Raw genomic sequence first — 12,372 nt, 5'->3', positions numbered from 1 at the left:
CAAGCCATTTTCCGGCCTCGCTTCTTCACGCTTGACCACAGCACGAAGCAAATGTGTGCGCACGCTAGCCCACAAGGGGAGAAGGAAGAGGCGCCCCACCTTCAATACCCCAGCAACTCCTTCAGCGGAATCACGCGCCAGACGTGTTTTATGGCGTAGCGGTTGAAGGTTAGCGTCTTTGGCGGATTGTACTGCTCGACCATCAGCTCACCCGCGGTGCGCTTGACCAGCTTCTTGATGAAGGCCTTGCCATTGCGCTCGTTTTCTTCCGGAAACGTCTCGATCACCACGTGGTCGCCGGGCACGGCGTCGCGGCCGCCGCAATAGATCAGGTCGCCGGGCTCGTAGCGCGGCACCATGGAATCGCTCAGCACGTGCAGCGCGAACACTTTCGGCAGGTTGCGGACGCCCGGCGGGCGCTGGACGTAACCGGCTGGCTCGCCGTTGAAGGTGAAATCGCCATCGTCGCCGCCGACGGCCGCTCCCAGCACCTCGATATCCATCGACCCGGCGGGCAGGGGTGCGGCATCGGTGACGATCTCGGCGTCGGCGACCGGGCCGGCATCGTCGAGGAAGACGACCTCGCCCCTGCCGAGTGCTACCGGATCGACGCGCAGGAAGGCGGCGGTCTTCAAGAGGTTCTCGGTCTTGGGCAGGTTGCGGCCGGTTTCCCAGTTGCCGACGGCGGCGACATCGGTGTCGTTGTGCTCGGCAATGTGGCGCATGACCAGGCCGCGCTGCTTGCGCGCCTTGCGGATCGCCGCCCCGACCTTGATCGACAGTTCCGTTTTTGCCATGGCACCCATGTGAGCGATGAAAGCGGCTCTAGTCTATGAAAGAATGGCTTGCATCTATTTTTGAGTTATGCTTATATCTGGCCATGCAAAACCTGTCCAGCTTTCATGGCGCCGAGGCGCCTGCCTCACATGAGGCGCATCTGGCGCCTGTCGCCGGCACCCTTCCGTCCTGGCCGTCCTCCTCCCCGGCCGGGGCGAAGCCCGAGGCTCGGTGCTTCAAGGCACTAGCCCCGGGCCCGGTCGGCCCGTCAACGGCGACCGGAACGGCCGGAGCCGCCGCTCCCCTCGGCTCCGGCCCCCAATTCGACCGGTATGGCGCTGGCTTGCCCGCCCGGTCGTGCATCCGCACCCAAGACGGCACCGTCATCCTGATCGACAGGCTGACGGGCAGGGCGGTTTCCGCCCCCGACAGAAAAACGGCCGAGGCGCGGCTTTCGCGCCTCGTCGAACCGGCCGGGCCGCGAAGCCGGTCCGGCTGAGCAGCGCCAGCCGGCCCTCGAACCACAACCCCTTACCGCGATCCGGCCACCCGGGCCTGACGCCTGCCTGGCGGCGCGCGGCCGAAGGCAGAACCTTGGATGGAGCCTGGAAATGGCAAGCTATACCGACGCGGAATTGCACGAGATCGCCCGCTGGCTGAAGGACGGGCTTTCCGCCTCCAGGATCGCGACGGCATTTAGCGCGCTGCGCGGCGCGCGCGTGTCGCGCAATGCCATCATCGGCATCGTGCACCGCAACGCCATACTGGACGCGATCGGCTTTGCCAATGGCAAGGGGCCGCCGGTCGGGGCCAAGCGGGCCGCGGGCAAGTATGCTGGAAGCAAGTTGGCAAATGGCATGCCGGCGCGGGGCATGGCGAGCGCCAAGCCGGCCGCGGGCACGATCGACGCCGCCACCAGCGGTCCCGGCGTGTGCAAGACGGCCGCCCGGCCCAAGCGCGACCCTTCGCCGGCGTGGCTGCCGCCGCGCCTGTTCGTGCACGAGGTGGGCGTGCTGATCGCCGATGGTGAGGCCTACCGTTTCAAGGTGCCGGTGCCGCCGCGTGCGCCCGTCGGCCGCCAGCCGCATGGCGTGGCGATGCGTTTCATCGACTGCCTGTTTTCCCGCTGCCGCGCGCCGCTGGACCTGACGCTGCAAGAGGACCCCGATAACGATGTGCCGGGCGGCCGGCCGGGCTCCGACATGCTGTGCTGCGGCATGCGGACCGGGGCGCTGAAAAGCTACTGCACCTACCATCAGGCGCGCTTCCAGCGCCGCGTGTTTGTGGCGGGGTGAGCATCCCTTCTCCGTTCACGGGGAGAAGTGCCGGCAGGCGGATGAGGGACGGCGCGCTGACGTGGCGGATTGAGAGCGGATATGAACTTCAAGCGTCCGATGCCAATTGCCGAAGCGCTGGCGCCGCCCCCAATTGCCCTGCCGGGCGTTCGTTGTTCGAAAAGCCAAGCAATTGGCTTTTCGTCCCCTGCGCGGACCACGCCTCGTAAACGGGGAGAAAGAGGCGGAAAAACCGCCGCAACCCTATTTAGGCACCTGCCGACCCTGTTTGGGCATGCGGCCTTGCATGGTCTCGGCCTCGAGCTTTATGGCTGGCCCACCTTCGGCCACCAGTATGTTGGCCACCCGGGCAAAGCCGGTGAACACTTTCATGGCGTCGGCTTCGGAAATCTGCGCGGCGATTGCCGCGCCGCAGGCGTTGAGGGCGCTGCGGTACACATGACCGCGCCGCTCAAGTGGCCAGCGCTGCAGAAAATCGGCGGCTTCGCTGACGCTGTCGATCTCTTCGATCTCCCCGTCCATCCGCACCTTGAGCGGCACTCCTGTCTTCATGGTACCCACGGCGTTCACCTTCGCTCTGCGCGCGGCTTCACCTACCGCGCTCATAAACGCGCCGCGCCGGCGGGCGGTTGCATCAATTTTTCGGCCGGCGCGCGCCTCTCACGGGCTGGTCACGGCGTCCAGCCAGTCATGGGCGCGGCTTTTCGGCCTGGTCACCAGTATGTTCTGTTGCCTGGCCGCCTTGGTGAGGGCGTTGAAGGCGATGCGCTGGCAGCAGGTGCCGTCGACGGCGAGCGCAACGAGCCGGGCCGCCTCGACATAGCAAGGTGCTGTCTTGTCGGGCCATTTCTGCCTGAGCGCCCCGGCGGCCTCGGCCACCGAGCCGACCAGCATGGTTGTGTTGTCGCAAAAGCGCAGGGTAACCGGCATGAAGGCTGTCATCGGCATCTCTCCCGTAGACGCGGCATAACGTCGAAAATTCGCGCTGGTTCCATTAGCCCGGATGTCGGCATGGAGGCGCTGCCATCCAGCGAACGGCCCTTCATGCAGCTTTATGTCTCCAATTTCATCGGCGACACGTTGCAACTCTCCACCGATCGGGTCGGCGCCTACATGCTGCTCTTGTTGGCGATGATAGGTCGGCGGGACAGCCCTGGCCTGCCGGCCATCTTCCCACGAGGGGAGAGAATGGCCCGGCAGGGCAGAGGGGCGCGCAAAGGATCGCCAGTTCCATTCCATCCCAACACCCCAACCGAGGACCTCAGCCATGCCCAGGAAAACCAAAGCCGCCAAACCGCAGGCGCCGAAACTGCCGAAGGGCGAGGCCGAGCAGGTGCGCATTCGCCGCGAGGTCGGCCATGATTTCGCTCTCAGGGATGACGCCTTCGGCCGCAAGCGGCTGGCCGCCGGCACGCTGGAGGCAAGGCGCGTCTACGAGGTGTCGAACGACGGCTTCACATCCACCGGCGGCATCGTGCGGATGCGCACTATCGATCCGCTGATCGGCATCACCTCGCTGTCGCGCCAGCAGCGCGAGGCCGGGCTGCGCTACCGCGAGGATTTCCGCTGCAGCCAGCAGGCAAGCGTCAAGCCGATGCGCTGGACCGAGCGCGTCGATGGCGGCCGCCACGGCGGTGGCATCGCCGACAGCGTGCTCGACGCCGGCCGTGCCCACGCCGCCGCCACCAGGGCGCTGGGCCACTGGGAGGTGGCCGCCGTGGTCCAGAAGGTCTGCTGCGCCGGTGGGTCCATCAAGGGGGTGGCGGAGCAGACCGGCGAGGGCCGGGATGTGGTGACGAAGCTGCTGAAGGTCGGGCTGGATCTGCTGGCGGTGCACTATGGGATGATGATGGGGAGGCGGTAAATGGGGTAAGAGGCGATCCGACCGGCAATGCCGGCCGGATCGGTTTTCACAAGATCAGGTTATCCGCAGACGCGAATCTCCTCGATGATCCTGTGATGGTGGCGCCAGTGCCTCACCAGTTCGATGTGGCAACGGTGGTGTCGGTGGTGTCGGTGGTAATAACGCGGCCTGTAGCCGTTATCGTAAGTGTCGTACTGGTAATAAGGACGATACACATAGCGATCGCCGTAGTCACCGTAATAGTCGTCGTAATAGTTGTCGGCATAGCCACCGATGCCGATAGTGATACGACTGCGGGCATCAGCGGGGGCGATCATCGCCGCCGCCGAAGCAATGGCGATAACCGAAACAAGCAGGAGCTTCTTCATAGCTACCTCCTTTTCAAGGTTGACCTAATATAACCCCCGAGACGCGGCCGCGTTCCACGGATTCGTAAGACAAAGGATACGGATACCGGCGCGCGAGAGCCCTGGACCGCTGCGGTCGGTGTTCCGGGCGCGCCATCAAGAGAAATTTTCCGGCATGCATTGATTGGCAGGGCCGGGTCCACCCCTCATGTGCCTGCCACCCGGCCTTTCGCAGGCTCAGGGCATCCGAGAAAAGCCAAACAATTGGCTTTCGCTGCGCGAGCCGCTTCTCACCCCACCCTAAAACAGCGCCTGCTCCAACGGTCCCTCCAGCGTCTCGGCAAAGGCTGTTGCCAGGTGGTGCCGGTCACGAAACGCGAGTTGGCCCGATATGACGACGTGGCAGGCGGTCGGGCCGCAGAAGCGGTCGGTGAGGTCGATGTAGCGCGTGTCGGGCACGCTGTTCACGACGGCGCGCTCGGCGGTCGCGGCGCTGTCGTTGGCGGCCTCGATCCTAGGCGTGTCGCAGTGCGGCGAGGGTGCTTCGCGCCACCACAAAGCGCGCGCCACGCAGGAATCGGCGAAGCTGGCGTTGATCGGCGTGTCGCGAATGACAGCCGTCTCGACGCCGGCCCGGCTGAATGCCTGCAAGGTCGAGCGCAGGCCGGCCTGCCAGCGCGCTGTTTCGGCTGCGCGGCTGGTGGCGGGCATGTCGCGGATCAAATTGCCGATCGAGAATTCGGAGATCACCACCAGGCGCGGCTTGAGGCGGATGATGTCTGATATCGCCTGCTCGCGCCAAGCGTCGCATTCCGTGTAGTCGCGCTTCAGCACGGCATTGAAGGTGGGGAGCCGCGAGGCGCGGCACGAGGATTTGAGATAGGTGATCACTTTGGTGTCGTTGCGCTTCGCCGCTTCGATCAGCGGCGTCGACCAGTGATCGGCATGCGAATCGCCGAACAGCACGATGGTGTGGGTGGCGTCCGCCGCGCCGAACACGCAAGGTTTTGGCGTCACCGTGTGGAAGTCGAGCAGGCAGCTCTTGTCGGTGGCGCGCACGATGGAAGGTTTTTCGGCCGCCTGCTCGATGCCGCGCTGGGCAGTGTCGATGTTGCGCGCGGCCAGGTGCGCATTGGCATAGGCGACCGCCACGCCGGCACCGGTGAGGGCAACGGCCGGGATCAGCGCCCGGGCGCCCGCCGCCAGCCAAGCGCCACGCCGGGCGGGGTTCTCGATCAGATGATAGGTGAGCACCGACAGCGACAGCGCCAGCACGCCGCAGCCCAGTCGCTGCTGGACGGATAGGTCCGGCACCAGCATGCCGGCATAGACGATGACCGGCCAGTGCCACAGGTAGAGTGAATAGGAGAGCGTGCCGATCCATTGCAAAGGCGGCAGCGACAGAGCGGTGGCCGGCGCAAAAGCCTGCCAGCCGGTCCGCTGTTCGGCCTGCCTGCCGGTCTGTTCCGCGCCGGCGCCGCTCAGCAGCACCAGCACGGTGCCGGCAACCGGCAGCAAGGCACGCCAGCCGGGGAAGGGCAGGTTCTCGCTCAACAAGAGATACGCCGCCGCGATCAGCACCAGGCCGAGCCAGCCCAGTGCAGGCAGCAGCCCTGCGCGGCACCGCAGGAAAGCCACCGGCGCCAGCGTCGCCAGGCCGCCGACGGCGAACTCCCAGGCGCGCAGCGGCGAGAAATAGAACGCCCAGGCAGGTGCTGCGCTGGTGAGCCACAGGCAGGCGGCGAACGAGGCGAGGCCGGCGACGCCGATTAAGGCCGCAGCCGTTCGCCGGCCAGGACGCAGCCATGCGGCCAGCAGAAGCAGTGCCGGCCAGGCTAGGTAGAACTGCTCCTCCACCGACAGCGACCAGAAATGGATGAAGGGATTGCTGGCGGCATCGGCGGCGAAATAATCGAACGACCAGCGCAGCAGCCATAAATTGATGGTGTAGGCGGAGGCAAACATGGCGCCGCGCGAGTAGAGCGCCTGCTCTTGCGGCGCCAGGATGAAGTAGCCGGCGGCGAGCGTGGCCAGGATGACGAACAGGGCTGCCGGCAGAAGCCGCCGCGCGCGCCTGGCATAGAAGCGCCAGAGATCGAGCCGGCCGGTCTCGGCGATCTCCCGCATGAGGTGGGTTGATATCAGCCAGCCGGAAATGACGAAGAAGATATCGACGCCGGCAAATCCGCCGGGCAGCGCGGTGAGGCCGAAATGATAGGCGACGACGCCGCCGACGGCGAGGGCGCGCAATCCTTGTATGTCCGGCCGGAACGCAGCTGCCACGATGGTTCCTTCGTGCAAGCCAGCCCCGAGCCCTTGGCAGTGTCGGTCAGTCGGGCTGATATCGCAATGCAACAAATCTATCGCAGTGCAACATGACCGGAATAGGGAGGCGACGCGAATGCGCCGGTTGCCGCGAGACGGTAAGGAACGAGGGTGAGCCGGCGTCTATTGACGACCGTGGTGCCTTCATGTTGGCAAAGTCAGCCGCCGCCCCTCATCGCCCTGCCGGGCACTTCTCCCCGTATAATGACGAGGAGAAGGACGCAGTCATCGATGGCTCCACTGATTTGCCTGCGTCGCGGAAGAAGAGCCCAGGTTGCGGCGAGTCACCTTCTCCCCGTCACCATACGGGAAGAAGGTATCGGCAGGCGGATGAGGGGCGGCGCTGACCTCATCGATCCAGTGGGCGCCTACTTGCTGCCACCGATCGCTTTCGCGTTGCTGCAGAATTCCGGATGGGTGTTGGTGGGGTTGGCGTTCTTGGACTCGTCCTCGCAGGCTTTCATCATCGCCGTCTGGTCGTCCGGCGTCAGCGCCTTCCAGGCCGTTGCGAAGGCGTCATTGCTGACCATCGTCTTCATGCTGGAGTCGGTGTAGAAGGGCTGCATCTTGGCCGGATCGTCGAGAGCCGACGTGCCAGTGTCGCCGGCAGCCAGAGCCGAGCCGGCAACCATCGAAAGCGTCATCGCGCCGAAACAGATCATCTTGATTTTCATGATGTCATCCTCCTGTTGCTTTGAGATCGTAGAGTAACGATCGTCCTGAAAAACGACAGGTTCGGATGAAAGTTCCAAGATTCAGGCCATCTCGGGTAAAATACAATCGGAAAGAAATTGAAACTTTTTCGGATTTTGCTCGTTTCGGCCAAAGCGGGATTCCATGACAGGAATCATTTGCCGCGCAATTAGGATTGTGCGGTGGTCATGCCCAAGGGGCCCCCTGTATTTATCGGTCTGGACAATAGGGAAACGGAAATTGTACGATTCGTACAATCCGGCTATCCAAGCCGCGCGAATGGGCGTATTGCCGGTGGCAAGAGCGACCTCGGATCGGCCTCTCGACATCATGCGATGGAGGGCGGTTTGGATCATATCGATCTGCTCAAGCTTCTGGACTACACGCACGCTCAATTGAGCACGATACGCTAGGTGCTCGCGGCAAGCGGCCACGCCGACGCCATGTTCGCCATCGATTGTCTTCTCGGCGCGGCGGCCGAACAGACCAGATGCAAGCTCGCGAGCCTTGAACACGCCGGGATGCCTGTTGGCCGGCACGGCGCGTGGGATGCATGTGGGGAGGCACCGGCCGACGAGATCATGCCGTTGGGCAAGCCGGCCACGGGGAGCCCGAAACCGCGGGCCAAGCGCGCGTCTTGAGCCTTTTCTCAGCCCTTCTTCGAGCATCCGGGCACAACGGACGAGTTCGAAGGGCTTTGGCACCAGATCAGCATGCCACCTTACTCGTTGCCTCTGCCGCTGGTCATCCAAGCGACGGATAATATCGACCGCGGCGCCGGTTGCGCCGCGACTGTCGAGACGCTGCAGGTCCCAAAGCCTGACAACGAAACTTGATATGTCAGGCTGCGCCGATCTCGCCGATCAGCCTGACGTATTCGGCCTCGGGGTCGCCGTAACTGCCATTGGCGAGCTCGATCAGCCCGGCGCGGTCGCGAATGATGATCTCGCCCCGGCGCGCCCGGATCAGCGCGCGACCTTCGAGCAGCTGGAGGGCGACGGTGACGCCTGGCCGCCTGACGCCAAGCATGATGGCCAGGAATTCGTGTGTGATGGTGAGGTGTTCGCCGGGAACCCGGTCGTCGCACATGAGCAGCCACCGCGCCAACCGCTCCTCCAGCTTTAGCCGTGCGTTGACGAGCGCGGTGCAGCCGGTCTGGGTCTGGAGCGTGTTGACGAAGCGCAGCAGGAACATGCGCAAGGTCGCGCTTGCCGCCAATGCCGCTTTGAAAGGGCCGGCTTCGATGCGGATCGCTTCGCCTTCGAGCTGCACAAAGCAAGCATGCGCGGAACGGTCGTCGCCCATCACCAGGCAAGATCCGGTCATGCCTTCGAAGCCAATGAAGCCCACTTCGGCCTCGTGGCCGCTCGTCGTCCTGGCGACCACCGAGCCAATGCCCTGTTCGATGAAGTAGACGGCTTCGATCGGGACATTGGGAGTCGCCAGCATCTTACGCAACGGCAAATCGCAGCGCTGCATATGCGGCTGGAGCAGCGCGAGGTCATCCGCGCTCATCCGCCTCAACAGCTCATTCCGGTGTTGATGGTTTTTGCCGGGATCAGGCCTTTTATCGGAATCAGTCATGGCGCGGCCCAATGCAGGGCAAGAGCCATCCGATCTCCCAGCCGTCCGCGCCCGTAAAAACGTGCGGACGATCGCCTATGTATAGGGGCTTTGGACAAAAAAATCTAGGAATTCGATGCACAGCGCCCCCTAACGCCGCTCGCATACGAAAAGATCGATCCAAACGTTAGTGTCGGAAACGTACCAAGCGCCGCTTGGTACAAAACCGACATATTGTCCGAGAAAGGCGGATCACGTTGTCTGGGACGCGGATCGCGGGGCGGGGCCAATAAAATCCGCCGGCTAACGACAAAGGCGCCATCTGATATCCGGTCCTGCAAACCCTTCGAAAGCCAGCCAACGGCACAGTTTGCCGGGGGAGAATTGTACGATCCATACAGTGACTACGCCAATATTGACTCTCCCCGCAGGCAAATTAGATTTTCCACCACAGCGTCTGGCAAGTGGGGCGCTGCTCGGAGTGGGGGTTTCTCATGTCGAGCCTTAACAAGCGCCATCCCTGCTTTCATCCTTCCGACCTGCAGCTGTGCCAACGCGTCTTCGATCAGGTCTGCTTCGAACGCAAACTTGACCGGATGTCGCTGGAGCCGGACGTGCAGGAGCTGGCAGCCACGGTGTTTGCTCTTTTCGAGGATGGCTGCAGCAATGAAACCGAATTGCTCGACAGTTTCAGGCGAACACGCCAATGACCAAGGTCAGGGTCACGTCCTCGACGCCTGGGGTTGAAAACGAGCCTTACGACGCCGCGGTCTTCGCAAAGAAATACGGCATGTCGGAGAAAGCCGCGAAGGTCGTGCTGTTCGCAAATGGACCGTCCAGAATGGCTTGCGACGCTGCCGCACGCTCCTTTATGGAAGCGGTCGCGCGCAGGTCGAAAAAGCAACCATGAATGCTGAAGATGTGCCGAGGCCGACCGCCGTTTCCATCGAGCGTATCGATTGCCAGTGGGCCGTCCAGATCGTCGAGGACGGCGAAGTCACACGGCGTCTGTTCGAGTAAGAGCAATTCGCCCGGAATTTTGCTGCTGGTCAGCGTCCGCGCCTTGGCCTGCCTGCGATGGACGGCACTTGAGGCGCCGCAGAAAATCACGGGCAAGGCCATTTAGGCGCGTGCCCTCCAGAACCGCTGGTTCAGGGTGGTCCACGAAGCGAGGGGTGTTCGAATACGTTGAGACAAGCTCACCTCACGTCGATCGTTTTGCGTGTCGTCTTTCGCGCGCCGGGCTTGCGCTTTGCCGCTCCGGTCGAAGCCGGCGCCTCCGAGGAAAGCCGCAGTTCTCGCAGCCGCGCCGTCTTTGCCTCACGCGCCTGGCGCTCGATGGCGATGATCGATTGCGCCTCGCGGGTGGCACGTTCGATCCGGTCTTTATCCTGAGGCAGTCGGTTCAAGGAAGTTCTCCCCTTTCGGTGGCACTCAAAATGCCGGCCGAGAGGAAATGTTCCGGCGACAAGTCGTCCAGGACGGAAAAAATATCATCCCGGTCCGATCTCATTTGTCATTGAGCGCATGCGCATAGCCGCGAGGGGGGCGCCGGCCACGAAACGGGTTAGGCCGACCAAGGGCAACGGGCTCTGTCTCGGTCTTCAGTCCCCCGAACCAGTCTCTCCCAAAAGCCTGATATATTCAGCTTCCGGCTCCCCATATCCGCCATTGGCCAGCGCAATCAGTCCAGGGCGGTCCAGTATGACGACCTCACCCCGGCGCGACCGGATCAGAGCAAGACCTTCCAATTCTTGAAGGGCGATGGTGACGCCTGGCCGTCTTACGCCCAGCATCGTGGCGAGGAACTCGTGGGTGATGGAAAATCGCACCCCCACCACGCGGTCATCGCACATCAGCAGCCACCGAGCCAGGCGGTCCGCCAACTTCAGCCGCGCGTTGACAAGCGCGGTACATCCGGTCTGGGTCTGTAAAGAATTGACGAAGCGCAACAGGAACAATCGCAACGTGGGACTGGTCGTTAAAGCCGCATTGAAGCTGCCTGCGTCAATGCGCATTGCTTCGCCTTCGAGTTGCACGAAGCAGGCTTGCGGTGCGCGGTCGTCGGCCATCACCAGCGAATACCCAGCCATCCCCTCAAAGCCGATGAACCCGATCTCGGCCTCGCGTCCGCTGGACGTGCGCGCGACGACCGACGCAATTCCGCGCTCTATGAAATAAACGGCTTCAATAGGCACGTCGGGCGTCACGAGGGACATTCTCAGCGGCAGGGCTACCCGGTGCAAACTCGGCTCAAGCAGCGCAAGGTCCTCGGCGGTCATCCTCCGCAGCAATTCATTTCGGAATCTTGACTGAGAGGAGGTCTCACAAGCCGGTGCCTGGCCAGTGGCAGTCGATTTTGGAATTTCGCAGTTCAAAGTGTAACTCCCGCAGGGCGGGAGTACGATCGACACTCTCAAGCGCCAGCGCCCGTTCAGTGGCCAGCGACAGAAACACTGTACGCTTCCGACAATCGGTTAGCGAGTCATTAGAAACGCTGCTTGAGAACCGCTGCTTGCTTGCATCTTTTCCCTGGAGGGCGTGGCGACGAATTGGCGGAGTGATCAGCACCATCAGCTTGAGGGAAGCGCGATGCTCCACCTCCACCTGAAGCAATTGTCTCGGCAGGGTATGGTTTCGCAAACTGTCCGAAAGCGTACCCAGAGACCCGCGCAATTGTTCGCCTGGCGGTAACTCGCTAGGTTTCCAGCGCGGCGGATCTCAGGAGCGCCTTGGCCGACGCGGGATCCGGCCCCCCGCCCAACCTGACCCTGCGTCGGCCAGCGATAAAGGTGCCTCGATCGCCGGGCCCATGTGAACGAGGACGCTTGATGCCGAGAGACAGACTCGTCTGATGCCAAGAGACAGATTTGAGTGCCTGCAGGAAACCTCTGGCAGCTGGATGGTGTGGGACTACAAGAGCGGCGCTCCGGCAAGGCTGGGCGGCGCCGAGTTGCAAGGCCAGGACAAGCATCGGGCCGAGATAGCGCGCGACATCCTCAGGCGGATATTTCGGACCGGCCGGGATCCGGTCAAGGATGAGGCCACGGACACATGATGCGACTGGCCGTGCGTAATGAAAAACCCCGCCGGCCGGAGCCTGATGGGGTATTTGATTGGAGGAATTCCGGATCGAATGAGAAACGATCCGGGTGAAACACGCAAACGCCGCGCAAAGGTTCCAGCGCCGGCATGGCCCTGGAGTCGCGCTCTGGCGCTGAAGTTCGTCGCGGGACCGCTCTGGTCGGCGTCAGTCCGCCGACCCCGATGACGGGATTTGCTGCGCCGTCATGGCCGACAGCTTCTGCCGTTTGACCAGCACCGGCTTTTCATAGGTCTTCTTCATGGCTTCCCTCCGCAAAGTTCGACCGCGGCAGCGTCGTCGCCGGCCTCCCTCTTGTCAAGACGTCAGGTGGGCAGGAGCAGGGCAATCGGGTGAGTTAACGCGTGACAAGGGGTTTAGGAGCTGAATCTGTCGAGAGCATCTGATTCTTTGGAGGATGCTTTG

The 12,372-nt window shown here is 63.1% G+C and carries 15 protein-coding genes; 4 read left to right on the top strand and 11 right to left on the bottom strand.

Annotated features, from left to right (window positions below; all coding sequences use genetic code 11):
- Positions 1–101: 101 nt before the first annotated feature.
- A complete protein-coding gene (locus tag NKH02_RS32840; RefSeq protein ID WP_352883926.1) occupies positions 102–806 on the bottom strand; it encodes an XRE family transcriptional regulator in 705 nt (234 codons plus the stop codon).
- A 582-nt stretch (positions 807–1,388) separates the two neighbouring features.
- Here NKH02_RS32840 and NKH02_RS32835 point away from each other — a divergent pair.
- Positions 1,389–2,072 carry a GcrA cell cycle regulator gene (locus NKH02_RS32835; RefSeq protein WP_352883924.1) on the top strand — a complete coding sequence of 228 codons (684 nt, stop codon included), beginning with the start codon at positions 1,389–1,391 and terminating at the stop codon, positions 2,070–2,072.
- A 243-nt stretch (positions 2,073–2,315) separates the two neighbouring features.
- On the opposite strand, the gene NKH02_RS32830 is transcribed toward NKH02_RS32835, so the two are convergent.
- Both NKH02_RS32830 and NKH02_RS32825 read right to left on the bottom strand, forming a co-directional pair.
- On the bottom strand, positions 2,316–2,678 hold the full coding sequence (locus NKH02_RS32830) for a DUF982 domain-containing protein (RefSeq protein ID WP_352883923.1): 363 nt from the start codon (positions 2,676–2,678) through the stop codon (positions 2,316–2,318).
- A gap of 54 nt (positions 2,679–2,732) precedes the next feature.
- Complete coding sequence (locus NKH02_RS32825) at positions 2,733–3,014, bottom strand: DUF982 domain-containing protein (RefSeq protein WP_352883922.1); 282 nt, start codon at positions 3,012–3,014, stop codon at positions 2,733–2,735.
- Positions 3,015–3,339: 325 nt separating this feature from the next.
- Between NKH02_RS32825 and NKH02_RS32820 the strand changes: the two genes are divergently transcribed.
- Positions 3,340–3,936, top strand: a complete 597-nt coding sequence (locus tag NKH02_RS32820) for a DUF6456 domain-containing protein (protein ID WP_352883921.1) — start codon at positions 3,340–3,342, stop codon at positions 3,934–3,936.
- A gap of 59 nt (positions 3,937–3,995) precedes the next feature.
- Here the strand turns inward: NKH02_RS32820 and NKH02_RS32815 are convergent, their stop codons facing one another.
- The 5 genes from NKH02_RS32815 to NKH02_RS32795 all read right to left on the bottom strand — a co-directional run bounded on the left by NKH02_RS32815 (position 3,996) and on the right by NKH02_RS32795 (position 8,816).
- Positions 3,996–4,304: a hypothetical protein gene (locus tag NKH02_RS32815; RefSeq protein ID WP_352871454.1), complete on the bottom strand. Its 309-nt coding sequence runs from the start codon at positions 4,302–4,304 to the stop codon at positions 3,996–3,998.
- A gap of 279 nt (positions 4,305–4,583) precedes the next feature.
- Entirely contained in the window at positions 4,584–6,566 is a 1,983-nt protein-coding gene (locus NKH02_RS32810) for an acyltransferase family protein (RefSeq protein WP_352883920.1), read from the bottom strand.
- 410 nt (positions 6,567–6,976) lie between these two features.
- The gene (locus NKH02_RS32805) at positions 6,977–7,282 is read right to left on the bottom strand and encodes a hypothetical protein (RefSeq protein ID WP_352871458.1); all 306 of its coding nucleotides are present in this window, start codon (positions 7,280–7,282) and stop codon (positions 6,977–6,979) included.
- An 81-nt stretch (positions 7,283–7,363) separates the two neighbouring features.
- Positions 7,364–7,816, bottom strand: a complete 453-nt coding sequence (locus tag NKH02_RS32800; RefSeq protein ID WP_352883919.1) for a hypothetical protein — start codon at positions 7,814–7,816, stop codon at positions 7,364–7,366.
- 325 nt (positions 7,817–8,141) lie between these two features.
- Positions 8,142–8,816 carry a Crp/Fnr family transcriptional regulator gene (locus NKH02_RS32795; protein WP_352871461.1) on the bottom strand — a complete coding sequence of 225 codons (675 nt, stop codon included), beginning with the start codon at positions 8,814–8,816 and terminating at the stop codon, positions 8,142–8,144.
- Positions 8,817–9,358: 542 nt separating this feature from the next.
- Between NKH02_RS32795 and NKH02_RS32790 the strand changes: the two genes are divergently transcribed.
- Positions 9,359–9,574: a hypothetical protein gene (locus tag NKH02_RS32790; protein ID WP_352871462.1), complete on the top strand. Its 216-nt coding sequence runs from the start codon at positions 9,359–9,361 to the stop codon at positions 9,572–9,574.
- 46 nt (positions 9,575–9,620) lie between these two features.
- Here the strand turns inward: NKH02_RS32790 and NKH02_RS32785 are convergent, their stop codons facing one another.
- The 3 genes from NKH02_RS32785 to NKH02_RS32775 all read right to left on the bottom strand — a co-directional run bounded on the left by NKH02_RS32785 (position 9,621) and on the right by NKH02_RS32775 (position 11,146).
- Positions 9,621–9,986, bottom strand: coding sequence for a hypothetical protein (locus NKH02_RS32785; RefSeq protein WP_352883918.1), 366 nt, complete (start codon positions 9,984–9,986; stop codon positions 9,621–9,623).
- Between the two features lie 77 nt (positions 9,987–10,063).
- The gene (locus tag NKH02_RS32780; RefSeq protein WP_352883917.1) at positions 10,064–10,273 is read right to left on the bottom strand and encodes a hypothetical protein; all 210 of its coding nucleotides are present in this window, start codon (positions 10,271–10,273) and stop codon (positions 10,064–10,066) included.
- Between the two features lie 195 nt (positions 10,274–10,468).
- Entirely contained in the window at positions 10,469–11,146 is a 678-nt protein-coding gene (locus tag NKH02_RS32775; RefSeq protein ID WP_352883916.1) for a Crp/Fnr family transcriptional regulator, read from the bottom strand.
- Between the two features lie 572 nt (positions 11,147–11,718).
- Between NKH02_RS32775 and NKH02_RS32770 the strand changes: the two genes are divergently transcribed.
- Positions 11,719–11,922: a hypothetical protein gene (locus tag NKH02_RS32770; protein WP_352871469.1), complete on the top strand. Its 204-nt coding sequence runs from the start codon at positions 11,719–11,721 to the stop codon at positions 11,920–11,922.
- Positions 11,923–12,372: the final 450 nt, after the last annotated feature.

The organism is Mesorhizobium sp. M1396, assembly GCF_040317725.1.
Taxonomy (GTDB): Bacteria; Pseudomonadota; Alphaproteobacteria; order Rhizobiales; family Rhizobiaceae; genus Mesorhizobium.
The sequence above is the reverse complement of the archived record's forward strand: the minus strand, read 5'-3'. Positions and strand labels throughout refer to the sequence as shown.

Excerpts from the sequence above, each read along its gene's own strand:
- NKH02_RS32840 (WP_352883926.1), bottom strand. The coding sequence starts at position 806 with ATGGGTGCCATGGCAAAAACGGAACTGTCGATCAAGGTCGGGGCGGCG.
- NKH02_RS32835 (WP_352883924.1), top strand. The coding sequence starts at position 1,389 with ATGGCAAGCTATACCGACGCGGAATTGCACGAGATCGCCCGCTGGCTG.
- NKH02_RS32830 (WP_352883923.1), bottom strand. The coding sequence starts at position 2,678 with ATGAGCGCGGTAGGTGAAGCCGCGCGCAGAGCGAAGGTGAACGCCGTG.
- NKH02_RS32825 (WP_352883922.1), bottom strand. The coding sequence starts at position 3,014 with ATGACAGCCTTCATGCCGGTTACCCTGCGCTTTTGCGACAACACAACC.
- NKH02_RS32820 (WP_352883921.1), top strand. The coding sequence starts at position 3,340 with ATGCCCAGGAAAACCAAAGCCGCCAAACCGCAGGCGCCGAAACTGCCG.
- NKH02_RS32815 (WP_352871454.1), bottom strand. The coding sequence starts at position 4,304 with ATGAAGAAGCTCCTGCTTGTTTCGGTTATCGCCATTGCTTCGGCGGCG.
- NKH02_RS32805 (WP_352871458.1), bottom strand. The coding sequence starts at position 7,282 with ATGAAAATCAAGATGATCTGTTTCGGCGCGATGACGCTTTCGATGGTT.
- NKH02_RS32795 (WP_352871461.1), bottom strand. The coding sequence starts at position 8,816 with ATGAGCGCGGATGACCTCGCGCTGCTCCAGCCGCATATGCAGCGCTGC.
- NKH02_RS32790 (WP_352871462.1), top strand. The coding sequence starts at position 9,359 with ATGTCGAGCCTTAACAAGCGCCATCCCTGCTTTCATCCTTCCGACCTG.
- NKH02_RS32785 (WP_352883918.1), bottom strand. The coding sequence starts at position 9,986 with ATGGCCTTGCCCGTGATTTTCTGCGGCGCCTCAAGTGCCGTCCATCGC.
- NKH02_RS32775 (WP_352883916.1), bottom strand. The coding sequence starts at position 11,146 with ATGACCGCCGAGGACCTTGCGCTGCTTGAGCCGAGTTTGCACCGGGTA.
- NKH02_RS32770 (WP_352871469.1), top strand. The coding sequence starts at position 11,719 with ATGCCAAGAGACAGATTTGAGTGCCTGCAGGAAACCTCTGGCAGCTGG.